We start from the raw sequence: 16566 nt of genomic DNA, 5'->3' as shown, positions 1-16566 counted from the left end.
ATGTGAAGGTAGGTAGTCAGGTACGGCGCTCGCCCGGCACCAGGCTGGCGTCGTGGCGGATGCGCATGAAGCGCGAGGAAATGAAAATCTCGCGCAGGAAAAACATGAAACTGAAGATCAGGCCGAACACGGCCAGCACGAAGAAGGCGGCGATGTACTTGTCGAGCTTGATGTTGGCGCTGTCTCCAACGAACAGCATCGCGATCACGAGGCAGACCAGGAAACCGCAGGCGGTGCTGGAGGTGATCGCGTAGTTGATCAGGTGCGAGCGCGTATACAGCGTTTCCAGTTCGTCGGTATAGGCGTCGTTCGGGCCGATTTGCAGGCGGTCCTCGAGCACGCGGGTGCGGTCGATGATGCGCGCCAGCCGGTTGGTCAGCACCGTCAGCTTGGTCGCCACGCCCGTCAGGAGGAAGACGGGCGCGATCGCCAGCTGGATCATGTGGCCGATGTCGCTAATCTGGATGTTCATGAAAACACGTTTTTTTACGGGCGTTGGAATGTGTCAGGCGTAGTGTAGCAGCCGCCTGTGGGGTCTTCGGTCAATCGAAGCGGCCGAAGCGTTTAAAGGCTTCGGTGGCGCCGACCAGGGCGCGCGCGATGCCCAGTTCCAGCGCGCCGTGTCCGGCATCCGGAATCATGCGCAGGATCGAACCCGGCCAGGCGCCGTGCAGGCGGTGCGCCGACAGCGGCGGACAGATCACGTCATAGCGGCCCTGCACGATGACGGCCGGCAGGTGGGCTATGCGCCCGATGTCGCTGATCAGCTGGTCTTCTTCCAAAAAAGCGCCATTCGCCATGTAGTGCGCTTCAAGGCGGCCGACGCCCAGGTCGAGCGTATCGGAGGGCTGCTCTTCTTCCTGCGGCAGCAGGAACACCCGCCTGCCTTCGAAGCGGCTCCAGGCGCGCGCCGCCGGCCAGTACAAGTCCGGGTCGTCGCACAGCAGGCGGCGCGCATAGGCGCCCAGCAGATCGACCCGCTCGCTGGCCGGGATCGGGGCGATGAATTCGGCGTAGAGTTCCGGATAAAACCATTGCACGCCGTGCAGGAACCACTCGACTTCGGCCTTGGTGCAGAGAAAAATCCCGCGCAGGACAAAACCAAGGCAACGCTCGGGATGCGTTTGGCCATAGGCCAGCGCCAGGGTGGAGCCCCAGGAGCCGCCGAACACCAGCCAGCGCGAAATGCCAAACATGGTACGCAGGCGCTCGATGTCCTCGATCAGCAACTGCGTGGTGTTATTTCGCCATTCGCCCAGCGGGGTCGACTTGCCGGCGCCGCGCTGGTCGAACAGGATCACGCGGTAGGCATGGGGATCGAAAAAGCGCCGGTGCTGGGGAGAGAGGCCGGCGCCGGGACCGCCGTGCAGGAACAGCACCGGGATGCCGTTCGGATTGCCTACCTCCTCCCAGTAGATCGTATGCAGCGCATCCACGGCGAGCATGCCGTGGCGGGTCGGTTGGATCGGCGGGAACAGCGACGGCGGGGTGGCGGGCATGGCGGCTCTCTTGAAGTTCGAGCAAGGATTGTAGCCTACCGTACTACCGTCTTAGAAGAAGGTATTGCAGGCGCCGCGCACGTGATAGTCGTCGTCGACGCTCAGGATCAATGGCCACTTGTCGAAGGTGGTACACGGGTGGGAAATGCCGCAGCCGACCAGGTCGCCCACCGCCAGCTCCGTGCACAAGGGATGGCCGTCGGGCAGGCGCAGATAGGCGTGCTGGTCGTTCAGTTTGAAAATGCTGCAGCCCGGCGGCAGCGCGTGCGGCGCGCCGGGGCCGGGGCGGTGGTACAGCAGGGGAACCGGCAGGTCGGCGTCATACGACACGTCGCGCTTGCCCATGGTCAGAATGGCCAGCGTCGGTTCGGGACGCGACTGCACCATCGCCCACACCTCCAGGGCCGGTTGCAAGCCGTCCCGATCTCCTTCGCGTGCATTGAGTTCGCCGATCATGCGTTCGTAGGTGCCATGGTCGCTCGTCAGATAGCAGCCGCTGCGCAGCACCGCGCGTACCGGCCGCGACAGCCCGGAAACGGCGCCAAGGCCGCGCGCGACCAGGTCGAAATAGGCGGAACCGCCGGCCGACAACAGAATCTCGGCCCCCGTGAACAGTCCTTCGTCGTCGCCGCTGCGCACCAGTTCCACCAGCTGGGCCAGGAAGGCGTCGACGGCCGCCAGGTCATGCTTGCGGTCGTCGGTCACCAGCAGCCCTTCATACCCCTCGTAACCCGCCAGTTGCAGGCCGGGCGCGCCGGCGATCGCGCGCGCCACCGTGATGGCCGCCTCCGGAGTGCGGCAGCCGGCGCGTTTACCGGCCAGCCCCAGTTCGACCAGTACCGGCAGCGGATGCGCCAGTGGATGCAGCGCCACCGCTTCGGCCAGGCGCGCCACCCCCGCCAGCGAATCGGCCAGCAGGATGCATTCGAAACCGGGGTCGCTGCGCAGCAGGGCAAGTACCGACTTGATGTCGGCCGGTGCCACCAATTGATTGGCCAACAGCACGCGCCGCACGCCGAAGCGGTAGGCGACCTGGATTTGCGTGGCGCTGGCCAGGGTGATGCCCCAGGCGCCGTTGGCAAGCTGGGCGCCGAACAATTGCGGACTCATCGTCGTCTTGCCGTGCGGCGCCAGCGTCACCTGGTAACGTTCGCAAAAGCGGCGCATCCAGTCGAGGTTATGGCGCAGGGCGCCTGTTTTCAGGACGGCGACCGGGAAACTGGTGTCGGCGTGCAGCACATTCCAGCCCTGCACGCCGATCGCCCCCTGGCGCAGCGGCTCGGTGATCGGTAAACCTTTGACGCCGGGGTGCAATAACTGTTCGTCGAGGGCGGCCAGGACCAGGCCGTCGTACGGGAGGGTATGCATGAGATGGCCTTATTCGGCGGAGTCGTTGCGGGAAAACGCACGCTGGCGCAGGCGCGCCTGCAGGTCGGCGCGCAGTTGGGTGTGCGAGGGCGTCAGCCCGTATTCGTCGGGCGTATAGGTGATGCCGGGCAGGATGCCGTCGGCCTCGATCTGCGGCAGCAGTTCGTCGAACAGTTCCTGCAAATCGAATTCCTGCGGCACATACCCTTCCCACTCGAGCACGGCGCATTGCTGCGCCAGCTCGCCCGTCGGCCAGAGCGGAAAGACCAGCGCGCCGTCGTCGGTCTTGCCGATGGCCCAGCCGTCGCGCACCAGGCCCCAGACCCGGCCGGTATCGGCCACACGGCGAATAAAATGTTCGTAGCGCAGCTGCTTGGGAAGATTGACTACGGAAGAGGTTTCGCTGGCGTCCATCGGTTTATCGGTTTGACAGGGGGTCCATGCAGGATACAAAAAACGGCGCGAACGAGCCGCGCTCTTGCACATCTGCACTTGCGCCTGCGTTGCGCCGCTCATAAAAAAACACCGCCTGGGCCGAGGGCCGCGGCGGTGCTTCCGGTGACGTACAAAACGCCGGTCAGTACATGTGCTGGCCGCCGTTGATCGCGATATTCGCGCCGGTCACGAAGGCCGCTTCGTCCGACGACAGGTAGGCGACCAGGCCGGCGACTTCATCCGGCTTGCCGAGGCGGCCCATCGGGATTTGCGGGATGATTTTGCTTTCCAGCACCTCACTTGGGATCTCCATGACCATCTTGGTGCCGATATAGCCCGGCGAGATGGTGTTGACGGTAACGCCCTTTCTCGCCACTTCCAGCGCCAGCGCCTTGGTAAAACCGTGCATGCCGGCTTTCGCGGCCGAGTAGTTGGTCTGGCCGAAGGCGCCCTTCTGGCCATTGACCGACGAGATGTTGATGATGCGGCCCCAGCCACGCTCGACCATGCCGTCGCAGACCGGTTTCGTCATGTTGAACACGGAATCGAGGTTGGTCTTGATGACCGCGTCCCAGTTCACTTTATCCATCTTCTTGAACGTCATGTCGCGCGTGATGCCGGCGTTGTTGACGAGCACGTCGACCGGACCGACTTCCTGCTCGACCTGTTTGACGCAGGCCTGCGCGGAATCGTAGTCGGCGACGTCGCACGGATAGGCTTTGAAATTAAAGCCCTGGTCGCGCATCGAGGCGAGCCAGCTTTCGGCTTTGTTGTTGCCCGGCGAGTGGGTCGTCACCACCGTGTAGCCGAGTGCCGCCAGCTTGATGCACACGGCTTCGCCAAGACCGCCCATACCACCCGTAACTAAAGCTACTCGTGCCATTTGTCTTCTCCTGTTTTGTCCGTCGTTGTGAGGAGCCGCGATCACCGCTTGTGCGTTGGTGTCCCGTGGCTCCTTTGTCAGCACCACAAGCCTGCCTAGTCGCGTTCCACCGCCAGCGCCACGCCCATGCCGCCACCGATGCACAGGCTGGCCAGGCCACGCTTGGCGTCGCGCCTCACCATTTCGTGCAGCAGGGTCACCAGCACGCGCGCGCCGGAGGCGCCGATCGGGTGGCCGAGGGCGATCGCACCGCCGTTGACGTTGATCTTCGAGGTATCCCAGCCCATTTCCTTGTTGACCGCCACCGCCTGCGCGGCAAAGGCCTCGTTGATTTCCATCAGGTCGACCTGGTCGTGGGTCCAGCCGGCCTTCTGCAGGCACAGGCGCGACGCCGACACCGGGCCCATGCCCATGATGGTGGGATCGAGGCCCGAGGACGCATAGGCCTTGATGCGCGCGATCGGGGTCAGGCCCAGTTCACGCGCCTTCGAGGCGCTCATCATGATCACGGCAGCGGCGCCGTCGTTCAGGCCGGATGCGTTGCCGGCCGTGACAGTCCCTTCCTTGTTGAAGGCGGGACGCAGGCTGGCCAAGGCCTCGATCGTGCTGCCGGCTTTCGGATACTCGTCGGTATCGAAGACAACGGTGCCCTTCTTCGACGGGATCTCGATCGGGATGATCTCGTCCTTGAATTTGCCGGCCTTTTGCGCGGCCTCGGCTTTCAGCTGCGAGTTCAGGGCGAATTCGTCCTGCTCGGCGCGCGAGATCTCGTACTTGCGTGCGACGTTCTCGGCAGTGACGCCCATGTGGTACTGGTTGTAGACGTCCCACAGGCCGTCGACGATCATGGTATCGACCAGCTTGGCGTCGCCCATGCGGAAACCGTCGCGCGAGCCGTTCAGCACGTGCGGCGAGGCGCTCATGTTTTCCTGGCCGCCGGCGATGACGATGTTGGCGTCGCCGCAACGGATCGCCTGGGTGGCCAGATGGGTGGCTTTCAGGCCGCTGCCGCAGACTTTGTTGATGGTGTAGGCCGGCACCATGTCGGGCAGGCCGCTTTTGATGGCGGCCTGGCGCGCCGGGTTCTGGCCGGCGCCGGCGGTGAGCACTTGCCCCATGATGACTTCGCTGACGGTCGCGGGATCGATCCCGGTTTTCGCCAGCAGCTGGCGGATGACTTGCGCGCCGAGCTCGGCGGCGGGGATCTTGGCGAGGGACCCGCCGAATTTGCCGACCGCGGTGCGGCCGGCGGCTACGATGACGACGTCTTCCATTGTTCTCTCCAGTTCTGGCTGAGCCAGGTTTGATTGGCAGCGATACGCTCGGTACGCTCTGTGGCGCTAGTAAATGTGCACCCGGATACGGTGCAGGGCTGCCGATGTCGGCCCGGCGGAAACCTCGGATGGTAGATTTCACGCCTGCGTTTACGTTTGAGCGAAGTCAATCTTATCAGCTTATCCACGGAAAACAACCAGTAAAGCTTATAGGTTGATCAGGGGTTTCCACACGGTTATTTCCAGCAAAATAAGGAACGCTGTTGCACTGTCAATTGCCCTATGGAATGATCGGGGAAATGCCTCCCTTTTCAGCAAATTTCACAGTAGAATGCACGGGCTAATCCAACCTGAACCGTTTATGTCGAAAAGCCCGTCCAGCCTGCCCATCGAAATCAAGATTTCCACGGTCGTCGCCATCTCGGCGATCCTGCATTCGGTTGACCCGATTGCGATCGATGCGGCCCTCAAGCAAATGACCGGCGGCGTCTCGGACTTTTTCGAAGATGAATTCGCGGTGATCGACGTCGGCGCGCTGCGCCCCGAGCCCACCTATATCGACTGGCGCGCGCTGGTCGACCTGCTGAAGAAATACCGCCTGAACGCGGTGGCCGTGCGCGGCGCCACGCCCGAGATGAGCGAGGCCATCAAGGCGCGCGGGCTGGCGCTCGACGACGGCGCCGGCGGCGACCGCGCGCGCGAGGATGTCGCCGCGGCGACCGCCGCCAGCGCCGCCGTCACCATCGCGCCGGTGCAGCAAGCGGCCCCGGCGCCCGCGCCGCCAGCCCCGCATCCAGCCCAGCCGCAACAGCCGCAGACCGTGGCGCTGCCGGCCATGATCGTCGACACGCCGGTGCGCGCCGGCCAGCGCGTGTATGCGCGCGGCTGCGACCTGATCATCACGGCAGCCGTGAACAATGGCGCCGAGATCATTGCCGACGGCAGCATCCACGTCTACGCGCCCATGCATGGGCGCGCGCTGGCGGGGGCGTCGGGGAATGCCGATTCGCGCATCTTCGGCCTGTCGCTGCAACCGGAACTGGTGTCGATCGCAGGCGTGTACCGCACCTTCGACGACGGCTTCCCTGCCGAGCTGGCACGCCAGCCGGCACAAATTCGCCTGGTCGGCGACCGGATCGATATATCATCACTGACTTCGAACCGCTGACTCCGGCTTCGTCGCGCATCTGATCGCGCACCTGAGCCAGGCACTACCAGATACTGTAAAGGACACTTTTGTGGCAAGAATTATTGTTGTGACGTCCGGCAAGGGCGGCGTGGGCAAAACCACCTCCAGCGCAAGCTTCTCCACCGGCCTGGCCCTGCGCGGCCACAAGACCGCCGTGCTGGACTTCGACGTCGGCCTGCGGAACCTCGACCTGATCATGGGCTGCGAACGCCGTGTCGTGTACGACCTGGTCAACGTGGTCAATGGCGAGGCGACGCTGAACCAGGCCCTGATCAAGGACAAGCACTGCGACAACCTGTTCATCCTGCCGGCCTCGCAGACGCGCGACAAGGATGCCCTGTCGGAAGACGGCATCGAGCGCGTGCTGAACGAACTGGTCAAGATGGACTTCGAATTCATCATCTGCGATTCGCCGGCCGGTATCGAGCATGGCGCCCTGATGGCCTTGACCTTCGCCGATGAAGCGCTGATCGTGACCAACCCGGAAGTGTCGTCGGTGCGCGATTCGGACCGCATCCTCGGCATCATCCAGGCCAAGTCGCGCCGCGCCCAGACCGGCGGCGAGCCGGTCAAGGAACATTTGCTGATTACCCGTTACTCGCCGAAGCGCGTCGAAAACGACGAGATGCTGTCTTACCAGGACGTGCAGGAAATCCTGCGCATCCCGCTGATCGGCATCATCCCGGAATCGGAATCGGTGCTGCACGCCTCCAACCAGGGCAATCCGGCGATTCACTTCAAGGGCACCGACGTGGCCGAAGCCTATGAAGACGTGGTCGCCCGTTTCCTCGGCGAAGACCGTCCGCTGCGCTTCACGAACTACGAAAAGCCGGGCCTGCTGCAGCGCCTCTTCGGGACAAAGTGATATGGCCCTGCTCTCATTCCTGTTCCCCGAAAAGAAGAAGAGCGCGACCGCGGCCAAGGAACGGCTGCAGATCATCATCGCCCGCGAGCGCACGAATCGGACCGGCCCGGACTTCCTGCCGGCCCTGCACCGCGAACTGATCGAAGTGATCTCGAAGTACACCAAGGTCAACGCGGACGACATCAAGATTTCGCTCGACCGCCAGGGCAACCTGGAAGTGCTCGACGTGAACGTGGTCCTGCCCGACGCGTAACACAGCGCATTCCTTCCCCCACCAGCGTCCGGCCAGTCCGGACGCTGTCGTTTCCGCCCGGCCTTTTTGAAGCGCAGGGGCCGCCTTTCTTGTAGGAATACGCGCCAGCGCGTCTTTCACATTTCCCTCACAATGCCCCCAGGCCATGCAACAGTGTTGTTTTTTGGCCATTTATGTTGCATTTATGCTGCAAGGATTCGCTCACGTCCAACTCCTGTCAAACTGTCGGAATTGAGTGTTCATAGAGGAAGAACTGTTGAGAATTCCGCACACCTTCCCGAGGCCTATGCTCTTTCGATAAAAAATGGAAGTTAACAAGTAGCATTATTTTGTCAAAGTCTGATATAGTCGGTTTAACGTTGTAGGACTCATCCTACAGTACGAATTTGACAAATAGCGTGCCGCCATGAGAATAGCCGTCCTTGATAATGACCGTAGTCAGGCAGACCTGGTTTGCCAGGTACTGAGTGCCGCCGGCCACAGTTGCCAGTTCTTCGACAGCGGCAAGGAGATGCTGGCGCAGATGCGCAAGGACAGCACCGACCTCCTGATCATGGACTGGCCCGCCGGCGACCCGGAAGCGGCCGATACCCTGCGCCGCGCCAAGGAAAAAATGGCGCCCGACGCGCCGGCCATGTTCCTCGTCAGCGGCAGCGCCGAAGACGACATCGTGGCCGGCATGGCCGCCGGCGCCGACGACTACCTGGTGAAACCGCTGCGCCGCGGCGAACTGGTGGCGCGCGTCTCGGCCCTGCTGCGCCGCGCCTATCCGGCGCAGACCGGCACCGAGCAGCTGCAATTCGGCTCCTACGTCTTCGAAACCCGCCCGGGCCGCCTGCTGAAGGACGGCAGCGTCATCGACGTCACCCAGAAAGAGTTTTATCTGGCCCTGCTGTTCTTCCGCAACATCGGCCGCCCGCTGTCGCGCGCCTATATCCACGAAGCCGTCTGGGTCCGCGAAACGGCCGTGCCCTCGCGCACCATGGACACCCATGTCTCGCGCGTGCGCAATAAACTCAGCCTGCGCCCGGAAAACGGTTTCAGGCTGGTGCCGGTGTACAGCTACGGCTATCGCCTCGAAAAGCTCGGCGCGCAATAATGTCTGCGGGGGCATGCAGGCCAACGGCCTGCATGCCGGGTTCGCCCGTGCCCACCCTGCGAGCTTCCACGGGGCACCCGCCGGACACTGCGCGCGCATGCGCGTATAATGGCTGTCACCGTTTCCCTCCTTTTACCCCAGCATGCAACTGCTCGCCGTTGGCCTGAACCACACGACTGCACCGGTCTCGCTGCGCGAGCAGCTGGCGCTCGGGCCCGAGCAGCTGGGACGGGCGGTGCACTCGGCGCGCGAATGGTTCGGCCGCATCAAGCACAGTGACACCGCCGGCGGCGACGAGGCGGCGATTCTCTCGACCTGCAACCGCACCGAACTGTATGCCGCCAGCGGCGTCGCCAATCCGCTTGATGCCTCGGCTCAGTTCCTCGCCCACTACCACGCCCTGAATTTCGCCGAGCTGCGTCCGCACCTGTACATGCTGCCGCAGGACGATGCCGTGCGCCACGCCTTCCGCGTCGCCTCCGGCCTCGATTCGATGGTGCTGGGCGAGCCGCAGATCCTGGGCCAGATGAAGGACGCGGTGCGCACCGCCGACGAAGCGGGCGGTCTCGGCACCTACCTGCACCAGCTGTTCCAGCGCAGTTTCGCGGTGGCCAAGGAAGTGCGTACCACCACCGAGATCGGCGCCCACAGCGTCTCGATGGCGGCGGCCTGCGTGCGCCTGTCGCAGCGCATCTTCGACAGCATCTCCGACCAGCACGTGCTGTTCATCGGCGCCGGCGAGATGATCGAACTGTGCGCGGCCCATTTCGCGGCGCAGAACCCGAAATCGATCACCATCGCCAACCGCACCATGGAACGCGGGGAGTCGCTCGCCACGCGCCTGAACGCGCGCGCGATCCGCCTCGCTGACCTGCCGCAGCAGTTGCACCAGTTCGACATCGTCGTCTCCTGCACGGCGTCCACGCTGCCGCTGCTCGGCCTCGGCCTGGTCGAGCGCGCCATCAAAGCGCGGCGCCACCGTCCGGTCTTCATGGCCGATCTGGCCGTACCGCGCGATATCGAACCGGAAGTGGCGCGACTGGACGACGTGTTCCTGTACACCGTCGACGACCTGGCGCAGGTGGTGCAGACCGGCATGGAAAGCCGGCAGGCGGCCGTCGCCCAGGCCGAGGCCATCATCGAGAACCGGGTCGCCTCCTTCATGCACTGGATCGGCGACCGCGCCGTGGTGCCGGTGATCCAGCAACTCCACGAGTCGAGCGAGGCGCTGCGCCTGGCCGAACTCGAGCGCGCCCGCAAACTGCTGGCGCGCGGAGAAGACGTCGACGCCGTGCTGGAGGCCTTGTCGAAAGGCCTGACCGCCAAGTTCCTGCACGGTCCGCAGCAGGCGCTGCACCGTGCCGAAGGCGACGAGCGCGCACGCCTGGCCGGCCTGCTGCCGCAGCTGTTCCGCGGCCGCCGTTAGCGCTTTTTTACTTCTGCAGTTGCGCCCGCCATCGGGCGCGTCCCGGCGCCACGCGCCTTTGTTCCAACTCTTTCCGAATCCGCTATGAAACCATCGATGCTGGCCAAGCTGGACCAACTCGCGAACCGCCTGGTCGAACTCGACGAATTGCTGACCCATGAAGGCGCCACCGCCAACATGGACAATTATCGGAAGATGACGAAGGAGCATGCCGAGATCGGTCCGCTCGTCGCTCTCTACCGCCAGTACCAGGAGGCGAACGGCGATATTGCCGCGGCCCAGGAAATGCTGGGCGATCCGGAGATGAAGGAATTCGCGCAAGAAGAAATCGAGTCCGCCAAAGGGCGCCTCGCCGCGCTCGACCTCGATTTACAAAAAATGCTGCTGCCGAAGGACGAAAACGACGAGCGCAACATTTTCCTCGAGATCCGCGCGGGTACCGGCGGCGACGAATCGGCCCTGTTCGCGGGAGATTTGCTGCGCATGTACACCCGCTTTGCCGAACGCAACCGCTGGCAGGTGGAGATGGTTTCCGAATCGAGCTCGGACCTGGGCGGCTACCGCGAAGTCATCGTGCGCGTGATCGGCAATGGCGTGTATTCGAAACTGAAATTCGAATCGGGCGGCCACCGGGTGCAGCGCGTGCCCGCCACCGAAACCCAGGGACGCATCCACACCTCGGCCTGCACGGTGGCCGTGATGCCGGAAGCGGACGAGGTCGAGGACGTCTACATCAACCCGGCCGACCTGCGCATCGACACCTACCGCGCCTCCGGCGCCGGCGGCCAGCACATCAATAAAACCGATTCGGCGGTGCGCATCACCCACCTGCCGACCAACATCGTGGTCGAATGCCAGGACGACCGCAGCCAGCACAAGAACAAGGCGCAGGCCATGAAAGTCCTCGCCGCGCGCATAAAAGATGTGCAGCTGCGCGAACAGCAGTCGAAGGAAGCGGCCACCCGTAAAAGTCTGATTGGCTCGGGCGACCGCAGCGAGCGGATCCGCACCTACAACTTCCCGCAGGGCAGGTTGACCGACCACCGCATCAACCTGACCTTATATAAACTCGACTTTATTATGGACGGCGACCTCACCGAGCTGACCAACGCCCTGGCGGCCGAGCACCAGGCGGAATTGCTGGCGGCGCTGGGCGATTAAGTTCACGTTAAGGCAAGAAGGTCTTGCCAATGTGAAAATGCGGCAGCGATCCCTCCGTATGCGAGAATCGCGCCACTCTCCTGACCCCGAAAGTTCATACGCGATGCCACGTTTCCGCTCCGTTTTGCTCATTACTTCCTTCATCAGCTTCGCGCTGGTCGGCGCCGCCCTGTACCTGCAGCACGCGCACGACATGCTGCCCTGCCCGCTGTGCGTGATCCAGCGCTATGCGTTTATCGGCATCGGCGTGGCCAGCCTGGTCGGCGCGCTGGGCAATAAAATCCGGGGCGGCGCCGGCGTCGCGCTGCTGGCGGCGCTGGGCGGGCTGGGCACTGTGGGCAAACACTTGTATGTGCTGGCGCACCCCGGCTTTTCCTGCGGTATCGATCCGATGGAAACGATGCTGAACAAAATCCCGACGGCGACCTTGCTGCCCTGGCTGTTCAAGGCCGAGGGGCTATGCGAGAACGCCACCGATGCGCTGTTCGGCCTGTCGATCCCGCAATGGTCGGCCGTCTGGTTCGTGCTGCTGACCATTCCCCTGGCCTGGGTGCTGGTCTCCGGCCGCCGCGCGCGATGAACATTGCCGCCGGCACCACGGTCGCCGCGCTGCAGGCGGGCCTGCCGCTCGACCCGCTGGAAAACCGCATCCTGCTCTGTTACGCGCTGGACCTCACGCGCGTCGGGCTGATCACCAATTCCGAACGCGTGCTGAACGCGGACGAGGCGGCGCGTCTCAGCGCGCTGGTGGCGCGGCGCCAGGCCGGTGAGCCGATCGCCTACATCGTCGGGCAGCGCGAATTCTTCGGCTTGCCCTTTCACGTCACCCCGGCCGTGCTGATCCCGCGTCCGGATACCGAGTTGATCGTCGAATTGACACTCGAGCGCCTGGCGCCGCGCGCGCGCCTGCTCGACATGGGTACCGGCAGCGGCGCGATTGCCGTGTCGGTGGCGCATACGCGGCCCGACGCCGCCGTGACGGCGCTCGATGTCAGCGCCGAAGCACTCGCCGTCGCCGCGGCGAATGCGCATGCGAACAAGGCCGATGTCCGCTTCCTGCGCAGCGACTGGTTCGCTGCCCTGGGGAGCGAGACATTCGACCTGATCGCCTCGAATCCGCCCTACATCGCCGGCGGCGACGTCCACCTGGCGCAGGGAGATTTACGGTTCGAGCCGAGCGGGGCACTGACCGACTTCGCCGACGGTTTGTCGGCACTGCGCACGATCATCCAGGGCGCGCCGGCCCACCTGGTGGCGGGCGGCTGGCTGCTGCTGGAACACGGCTATGACCAGGCCGAGGCGGTGCGGGCGCTGTTACTGGAGGCCGGCTATGGTGAGGTCCAGAGCTGGCGCGACCTGGGCGGGATCGAACGGGTCAGCGGCGGCCGGCGCGGGTAGCCGACTGCGCGGTGCGCGCCCCTTCGGCGAGCGTTGCTACAATGCTCACACCGCCACCCTTGTTTCCCGATGCGCCGCCTATTGACCGCCCTCGTCCTGTTCACCGCCCACGGCATCGCGCTCAGCGCGCCCGGCCCGGCGGCGGCCTTGTTCGAGCGCGACTGGCAATGGCGGCTGGAACACCAGCCCGAATACGCGACCATCATCGGCGAGCGGCGCTACAACGACCGCCTGTCCGACCTGTCGCTGGCGGCCGTAAAAGCCAGGCGCGAACACCTGCGCACGGTGCTCGAGGAAGCGCGCGCCATCGACCGCACGGGCCTGGGCGCCCAGGAGCGCCTTTCGCTCGACCTGTTGATTTTCGACCAGGAGCGCCAGCTCGCCACGCTCGCCTTCTCTCCGGTCGACCCGCAGCTGCTGACAAGCTGGGACGGCCTGCAGGTACGCCTGCCGCGCCTCGTCGCGCAGACGCCCTTCGCCAGCGAGGAAGACTACCGCAACTACATCGCGCGCCTGAACGCCTTGCCGGACCACGTCGACGGCCTGATCGAGCAACTGCGCGAAGGCGTGCGCAGCGGCTGGACCGCGTCCAGGGCCAGCGTGCGCGCCGTGCCCGACCAGCTAAAAGTGCTGCGCGAACGCCTGGTCGACGGTCCGCTCGGCGCGCCCTTGCGCCGCATTCCCGCCACCATCGACATCAAAATGCGCGAGGAACTGCTGGCGGCCGGTACCGGCGCCCTGGCCGACAGCGCCGCACCCGCCCTGCGCCGCCTGGAAGAGTTCATGAGGACCGAGTACCTGCCGGCCGCGCGCGACACCCTCGCCGCCTCCAGCCTGCCGGGCGGGCCCGGCTACTACGCCTTTCTGGCCCGGAATGCGACCGGCGGCGACCTGACCCCGCTCGAACTGCACGCACTCGGTCTGAAGGAGGTGGCGCGGATCCGCCTGGCGATGCTCGACACCGTGCGGCGCACCGGCTTTCGCGGCACGCTGCCCCAGTTCCTGAGTTTTGCGCGCTCGGATCAACGCCTGTTCGCGCGCGACGCGGAGGCGCTGCTGGCGCGCTACCGCCGCGTGATCGAACGCGCGACCTCGCGTCTTCCGGCCCTGTTCGGCGCGATTCCCGAGGACGAGATTGGCGTCAAGCGCCTGGGTCTCGCGGGCGGCGCCGGCCAGGTGGCGGCCTATTACGAAGCCGGCACGCGCGAGCGCAGTGCGGCCCTGGTCGTGAATACCGAGCGCCTGGGCAGCCAGCCGCTGTGGGAAGTCGACACCCTGGCGCTCCACGAAGCCGTACCCGGCCACCACCTGCAGGTGGCGCGCGCCCGCTCGTTGCGCGAACTGCCGGCGTTCCGGCGTAAAGGCTGGGACGATGCGTATGGCGAAGGCTGGGCCACCTATGCCGAGAGCCTGGGGCCGGAACTGGGCTTCTTTCGCGATCCCTTTTCCCGCTTCGGCTACCTGAACGACGACATGTTCCGCGCCGCCCGCCTGGTGGTCGACACCGGCATCCACGCGCTCGGCTGGTCGCGCCAGCAGGCGCTCGATTACCTGAACGCGAACACGGCGAACGCAGCCCAGGACAACGAAGTCGAGGTCGACCGCTACATCGCCCAACCGGCCCAGGCGCTGAGCTACAAGGCGGGCCAGCTGCGGTTCACCGCCTTGCGCGCGAAGGCGCAGCTGGCCCTCGGTCCGCGTTTCGACCTGCGCCGTTTTCACGATGCCCTGCTGGGCAATGGGGTGCTGCCGCTGCCCTTGCTCGATCGCGAGATGGGAAAATGGCTGAAGGTCCAGCTGGGCGGGCCGGAGGCGCCGCCAGCCGCCAGGCCGCCTGCCGAGACGGCGGCACCGGCAGCGGCCGTCTCCCCGCCTGCAGCCGCCGTCAACAAGGCCCCCGCCGCCGACGGCACGCCCTCCACAGCGGCTCCGTCCGCTCCTGCAAATCCCGCGCCGGCCAAGGGCAAGCCGCCGGTCGAACCCGCCCCGCCGACGCCCACTCAGGACTGAATCCGGACGCTGGTCAGAAATGGACCAGCCGCCGACGTGCTGTCCGAATTTCGGTTACTCTCTGCACCAATCGCTATAGCAGTAGTATAAGAAAGGAAACACCCGTGTCGAACCAACTGACCCGCCGCCTGGCCTTGCTGGATGACGATGCGCACCGTGGCCTGCTCGGCCAGGGCTTGCGCGGCATCGAACGCGAAACCTTGCGTATCGACCCGCAAGGCCAGCTCGCGCGCACGCCTCATCCGGTCCAGCTCGGCTCGGCCCTGACCAACCCGCAAATCACGACCGACTACGCCGAAGCGCTGCTCGAATTCATCACCCCGGCCGAGCACGACATCGGCCTGGCGCTGCACCGGCTCGACGCGATCCACCGCTTCGCCTATTCGAAGCTGGGCGACGAGATGCTGTGGAGCTCGTCGATGCCGGGCGAACTGCCGGCGGAAGAAGACATCGAGATCGGCTGGTACGGCAAGTCGAACATCGGCATGTTGAAACACGTCTACCGCCGCGGCCTGGCGCTGCGCTACGGCAAGGCGATGCAGTGCATCGCCGGCATTCACTACAACTATTCGCTGCCGGAGCAGCTGTGGCAGCTGATCCTGGCCAGCGAAGGCATTCCGGAAGAACGCCGTAATGCGCTGCGCGATTTTCAGTCGGAAAGCTATATCGCCACCATCCGCAACTTCCGCCGCTACAGCTGGCTGCTGATGTACCTGTTCGGCGCCTCGCCGGCGCTGACCAAAAGTTTTTTGCGCGGGCGCCAACACTCACTCGAGACCCTGTCCGACGACACCCTGTATCTGCCGTATGCGACCAGCCTGCGCATGAGCGACCTGGGCTACCAGAACGACGCCCAGTCCGGCCTGCGTCCGCACGAAAACAGTCTGGAGAGCTATGTCACGAGCCTGATGGATGCGGTCAACCGCCCGTATGCGCCGTATGCGCAACTCGGCACGAAAAAAGACGGCGAGTGGATTCAATTGTCGACCAACGTGCTGCAGATCGAGAACGAATACTATTCGACGATCCGCCCGAAGCGCGTGATCCGCACCGGCGAACGTCCGGTACAGGCCTTGTGCAACCGCGGCGTGCAGTACATCGAGGTGCGCTGCCTGGACGTCGATCCGTTCGAGCCGATCGGCATCGCCATCGAGACCGGCCGCTTCCTCGACGCCTTCTTACTGTTCTGTACGCTGGAAGAAAGCCCGATGATCAGCGCCGCCGAGGGGCAGGTCCACGCCCGCAACTTCGCGCGCACGGTGAAGGAAGGCCGCCGTCCGGACCTGACCCTGACACGCGACGGCGAAGAAGTGCTGCTGTCGACCTGGGCCGACGAACTGCTCGAACGCATCCGCCCGCTGGCGCGCCTGCTCGATGAAGAGCACAACGAGAGCGGCGTGCACGAAGCTTCACTGGCGCAGCAAAAGGCGAAGGTCGCCGATCCGGAAAAAACGCCGTCGGCGCGCGTGCTGGCGGAAGTGCGCAAGCTCGGTTCGGCGTCCGCCTTCGGCCTGCAGCAGAGCCGCCTGCACGCGGCCTATTTCCGCGAAAGCCCCTTGATGCCGGCCGAGGAAGCGGAATTTTCCGAGATGGCCGCCGCCTCGCTGGCCGAGCAGGCGATCGTCGAGCAGACCGATACCGGCAGCTTCGACGATTTCGTCGCCGCCTACAATACCAGTACACTGTGCGGTAATCACAGCTGATCC

The 16566-nt window shown here is 64.8% G+C and carries 16 protein-coding genes; 10 read left to right on the top strand and 6 right to left on the bottom strand.

Features of this window, described 5'->3' with window-relative positions; genetic code table 11:
• Positions 1-16 precede the first annotated feature (16 nt).
• The 6 genes from ACI48I_RS20235 to ACI48I_RS20210 form a co-directional block, all read right to left on the bottom strand.
• Positions 17-472, bottom strand: coding sequence for a DUF2721 domain-containing protein (locus ACI48I_RS20235; protein WP_193687898.1), 456 nt, complete (start codon positions 470-472; stop codon positions 17-19).
• A 70-nt stretch (positions 473-542) separates the two neighbouring features.
• Positions 543-1499 (bottom strand): prolyl aminopeptidase, encoded by a 957-nt coding sequence (pip, locus tag ACI48I_RS20230; RefSeq protein WP_498575216.1) that lies wholly within the window; start codon positions 1497-1499, stop codon positions 543-545.
• 51 nt (positions 1500-1550) lie between these two features.
• Complete coding sequence (locus tag ACI48I_RS20225) at positions 1551-2867, bottom strand: amino acid deaminase (protein WP_498575215.1); 1317 nt, start codon at positions 2865-2867, stop codon at positions 1551-1553.
• Positions 2868-2876: 9 nt separating this feature from the next.
• Complete coding sequence (locus ACI48I_RS20220) at positions 2877-3281, bottom strand: DUF2750 domain-containing protein (RefSeq protein ID WP_227496635.1); 405 nt, start codon at positions 3279-3281, stop codon at positions 2877-2879.
• A gap of 163 nt (positions 3282-3444) precedes the next feature.
• Positions 3445-4185, bottom strand: a complete 741-nt coding sequence (gene phbB, locus ACI48I_RS20215; RefSeq protein ID WP_193687895.1) for an acetoacetyl-CoA reductase — start codon at positions 4183-4185, stop codon at positions 3445-3447.
• A 95-nt stretch (positions 4186-4280) separates the two neighbouring features.
• Entirely contained in the window at positions 4281-5459 is a 1179-nt protein-coding gene (locus tag ACI48I_RS20210; protein WP_193687894.1) for an acetyl-CoA C-acetyltransferase, read from the bottom strand.
• Between the two features lie 361 nt (positions 5460-5820).
• Between ACI48I_RS20210 and minC the strand changes: the two genes are divergently transcribed.
• From minC to gshA, 10 genes are all read left to right on the top strand, one after another.
• The gene (gene minC, locus ACI48I_RS20205; protein WP_193687893.1) at positions 5821-6627 is read left to right on the top strand and encodes a septum site-determining protein MinC; all 807 of its coding nucleotides are present in this window, start codon (positions 5821-5823) and stop codon (positions 6625-6627) included.
• A 70-nt stretch (positions 6628-6697) separates the two neighbouring features.
• The gene (gene minD / locus ACI48I_RS20200; RefSeq protein WP_193687892.1) at positions 6698-7513 is read left to right on the top strand and encodes a septum site-determining protein MinD; all 816 of its coding nucleotides are present in this window, start codon (positions 6698-6700) and stop codon (positions 7511-7513) included.
• A 1-nt stretch (position 7514) separates the two neighbouring features.
• Positions 7515-7766, top strand: a complete 252-nt coding sequence (gene minE, locus ACI48I_RS20195) for a cell division topological specificity factor MinE (RefSeq protein ID WP_193687891.1) — start codon at positions 7515-7517, stop codon at positions 7764-7766.
• A 406-nt stretch (positions 7767-8172) separates the two neighbouring features.
• The gene (locus tag ACI48I_RS20190; protein WP_193687890.1) at positions 8173-8865 is read left to right on the top strand and encodes a response regulator transcription factor; all 693 of its coding nucleotides are present in this window, start codon (positions 8173-8175) and stop codon (positions 8863-8865) included.
• 142 nt (positions 8866-9007) lie between these two features.
• Entirely contained in the window at positions 9008-10291 is a 1284-nt protein-coding gene (gene hemA / locus ACI48I_RS20185) for a glutamyl-tRNA reductase (protein WP_193687889.1), read from the top strand.
• 84 nt (positions 10292-10375) lie between these two features.
• Positions 10376-11452, top strand: coding sequence for a peptide chain release factor 1 (gene prfA / locus ACI48I_RS20180; protein WP_193687888.1), 1077 nt, complete (start codon positions 10376-10378; stop codon positions 11450-11452).
• A 103-nt stretch (positions 11453-11555) separates the two neighbouring features.
• Entirely contained in the window at positions 11556-12032 is a 477-nt protein-coding gene (locus ACI48I_RS20175) for a disulfide bond formation protein B (protein ID WP_498575214.1), read from the top strand.
• Positions 12029-12850 (top strand): peptide chain release factor N(5)-glutamine methyltransferase, encoded by an 822-nt coding sequence (gene prmC, locus ACI48I_RS20170; RefSeq protein ID WP_193687886.1) that lies wholly within the window; start codon positions 12029-12031, stop codon positions 12848-12850. The genes ACI48I_RS20175 and prmC overlap by 4 nt, the downstream gene beginning before the upstream one ends.
• 69 nt (positions 12851-12919) lie before the next feature.
• Positions 12920-14860 carry a DUF885 domain-containing protein gene (locus ACI48I_RS20165; protein WP_498575213.1) on the top strand — a complete coding sequence of 647 codons (1941 nt, stop codon included), beginning with the start codon at positions 12920-12922 and terminating at the stop codon, positions 14858-14860.
• A gap of 104 nt (positions 14861-14964) precedes the next feature.
• Complete coding sequence (gshA, locus tag ACI48I_RS20160) at positions 14965-16563, top strand: glutamate--cysteine ligase (RefSeq protein ID WP_193687884.1); 1599 nt, start codon at positions 14965-14967, stop codon at positions 16561-16563.
• Positions 16564-16566 lie beyond the last annotated feature (3 nt).

This window comes from Massilia sp. LXY-5 (genome assembly GCF_059801075.1).
Note: the sequence above shows the minus strand (reverse complement) of the source record. Positions and strands in the feature narration are given on the sequence as shown.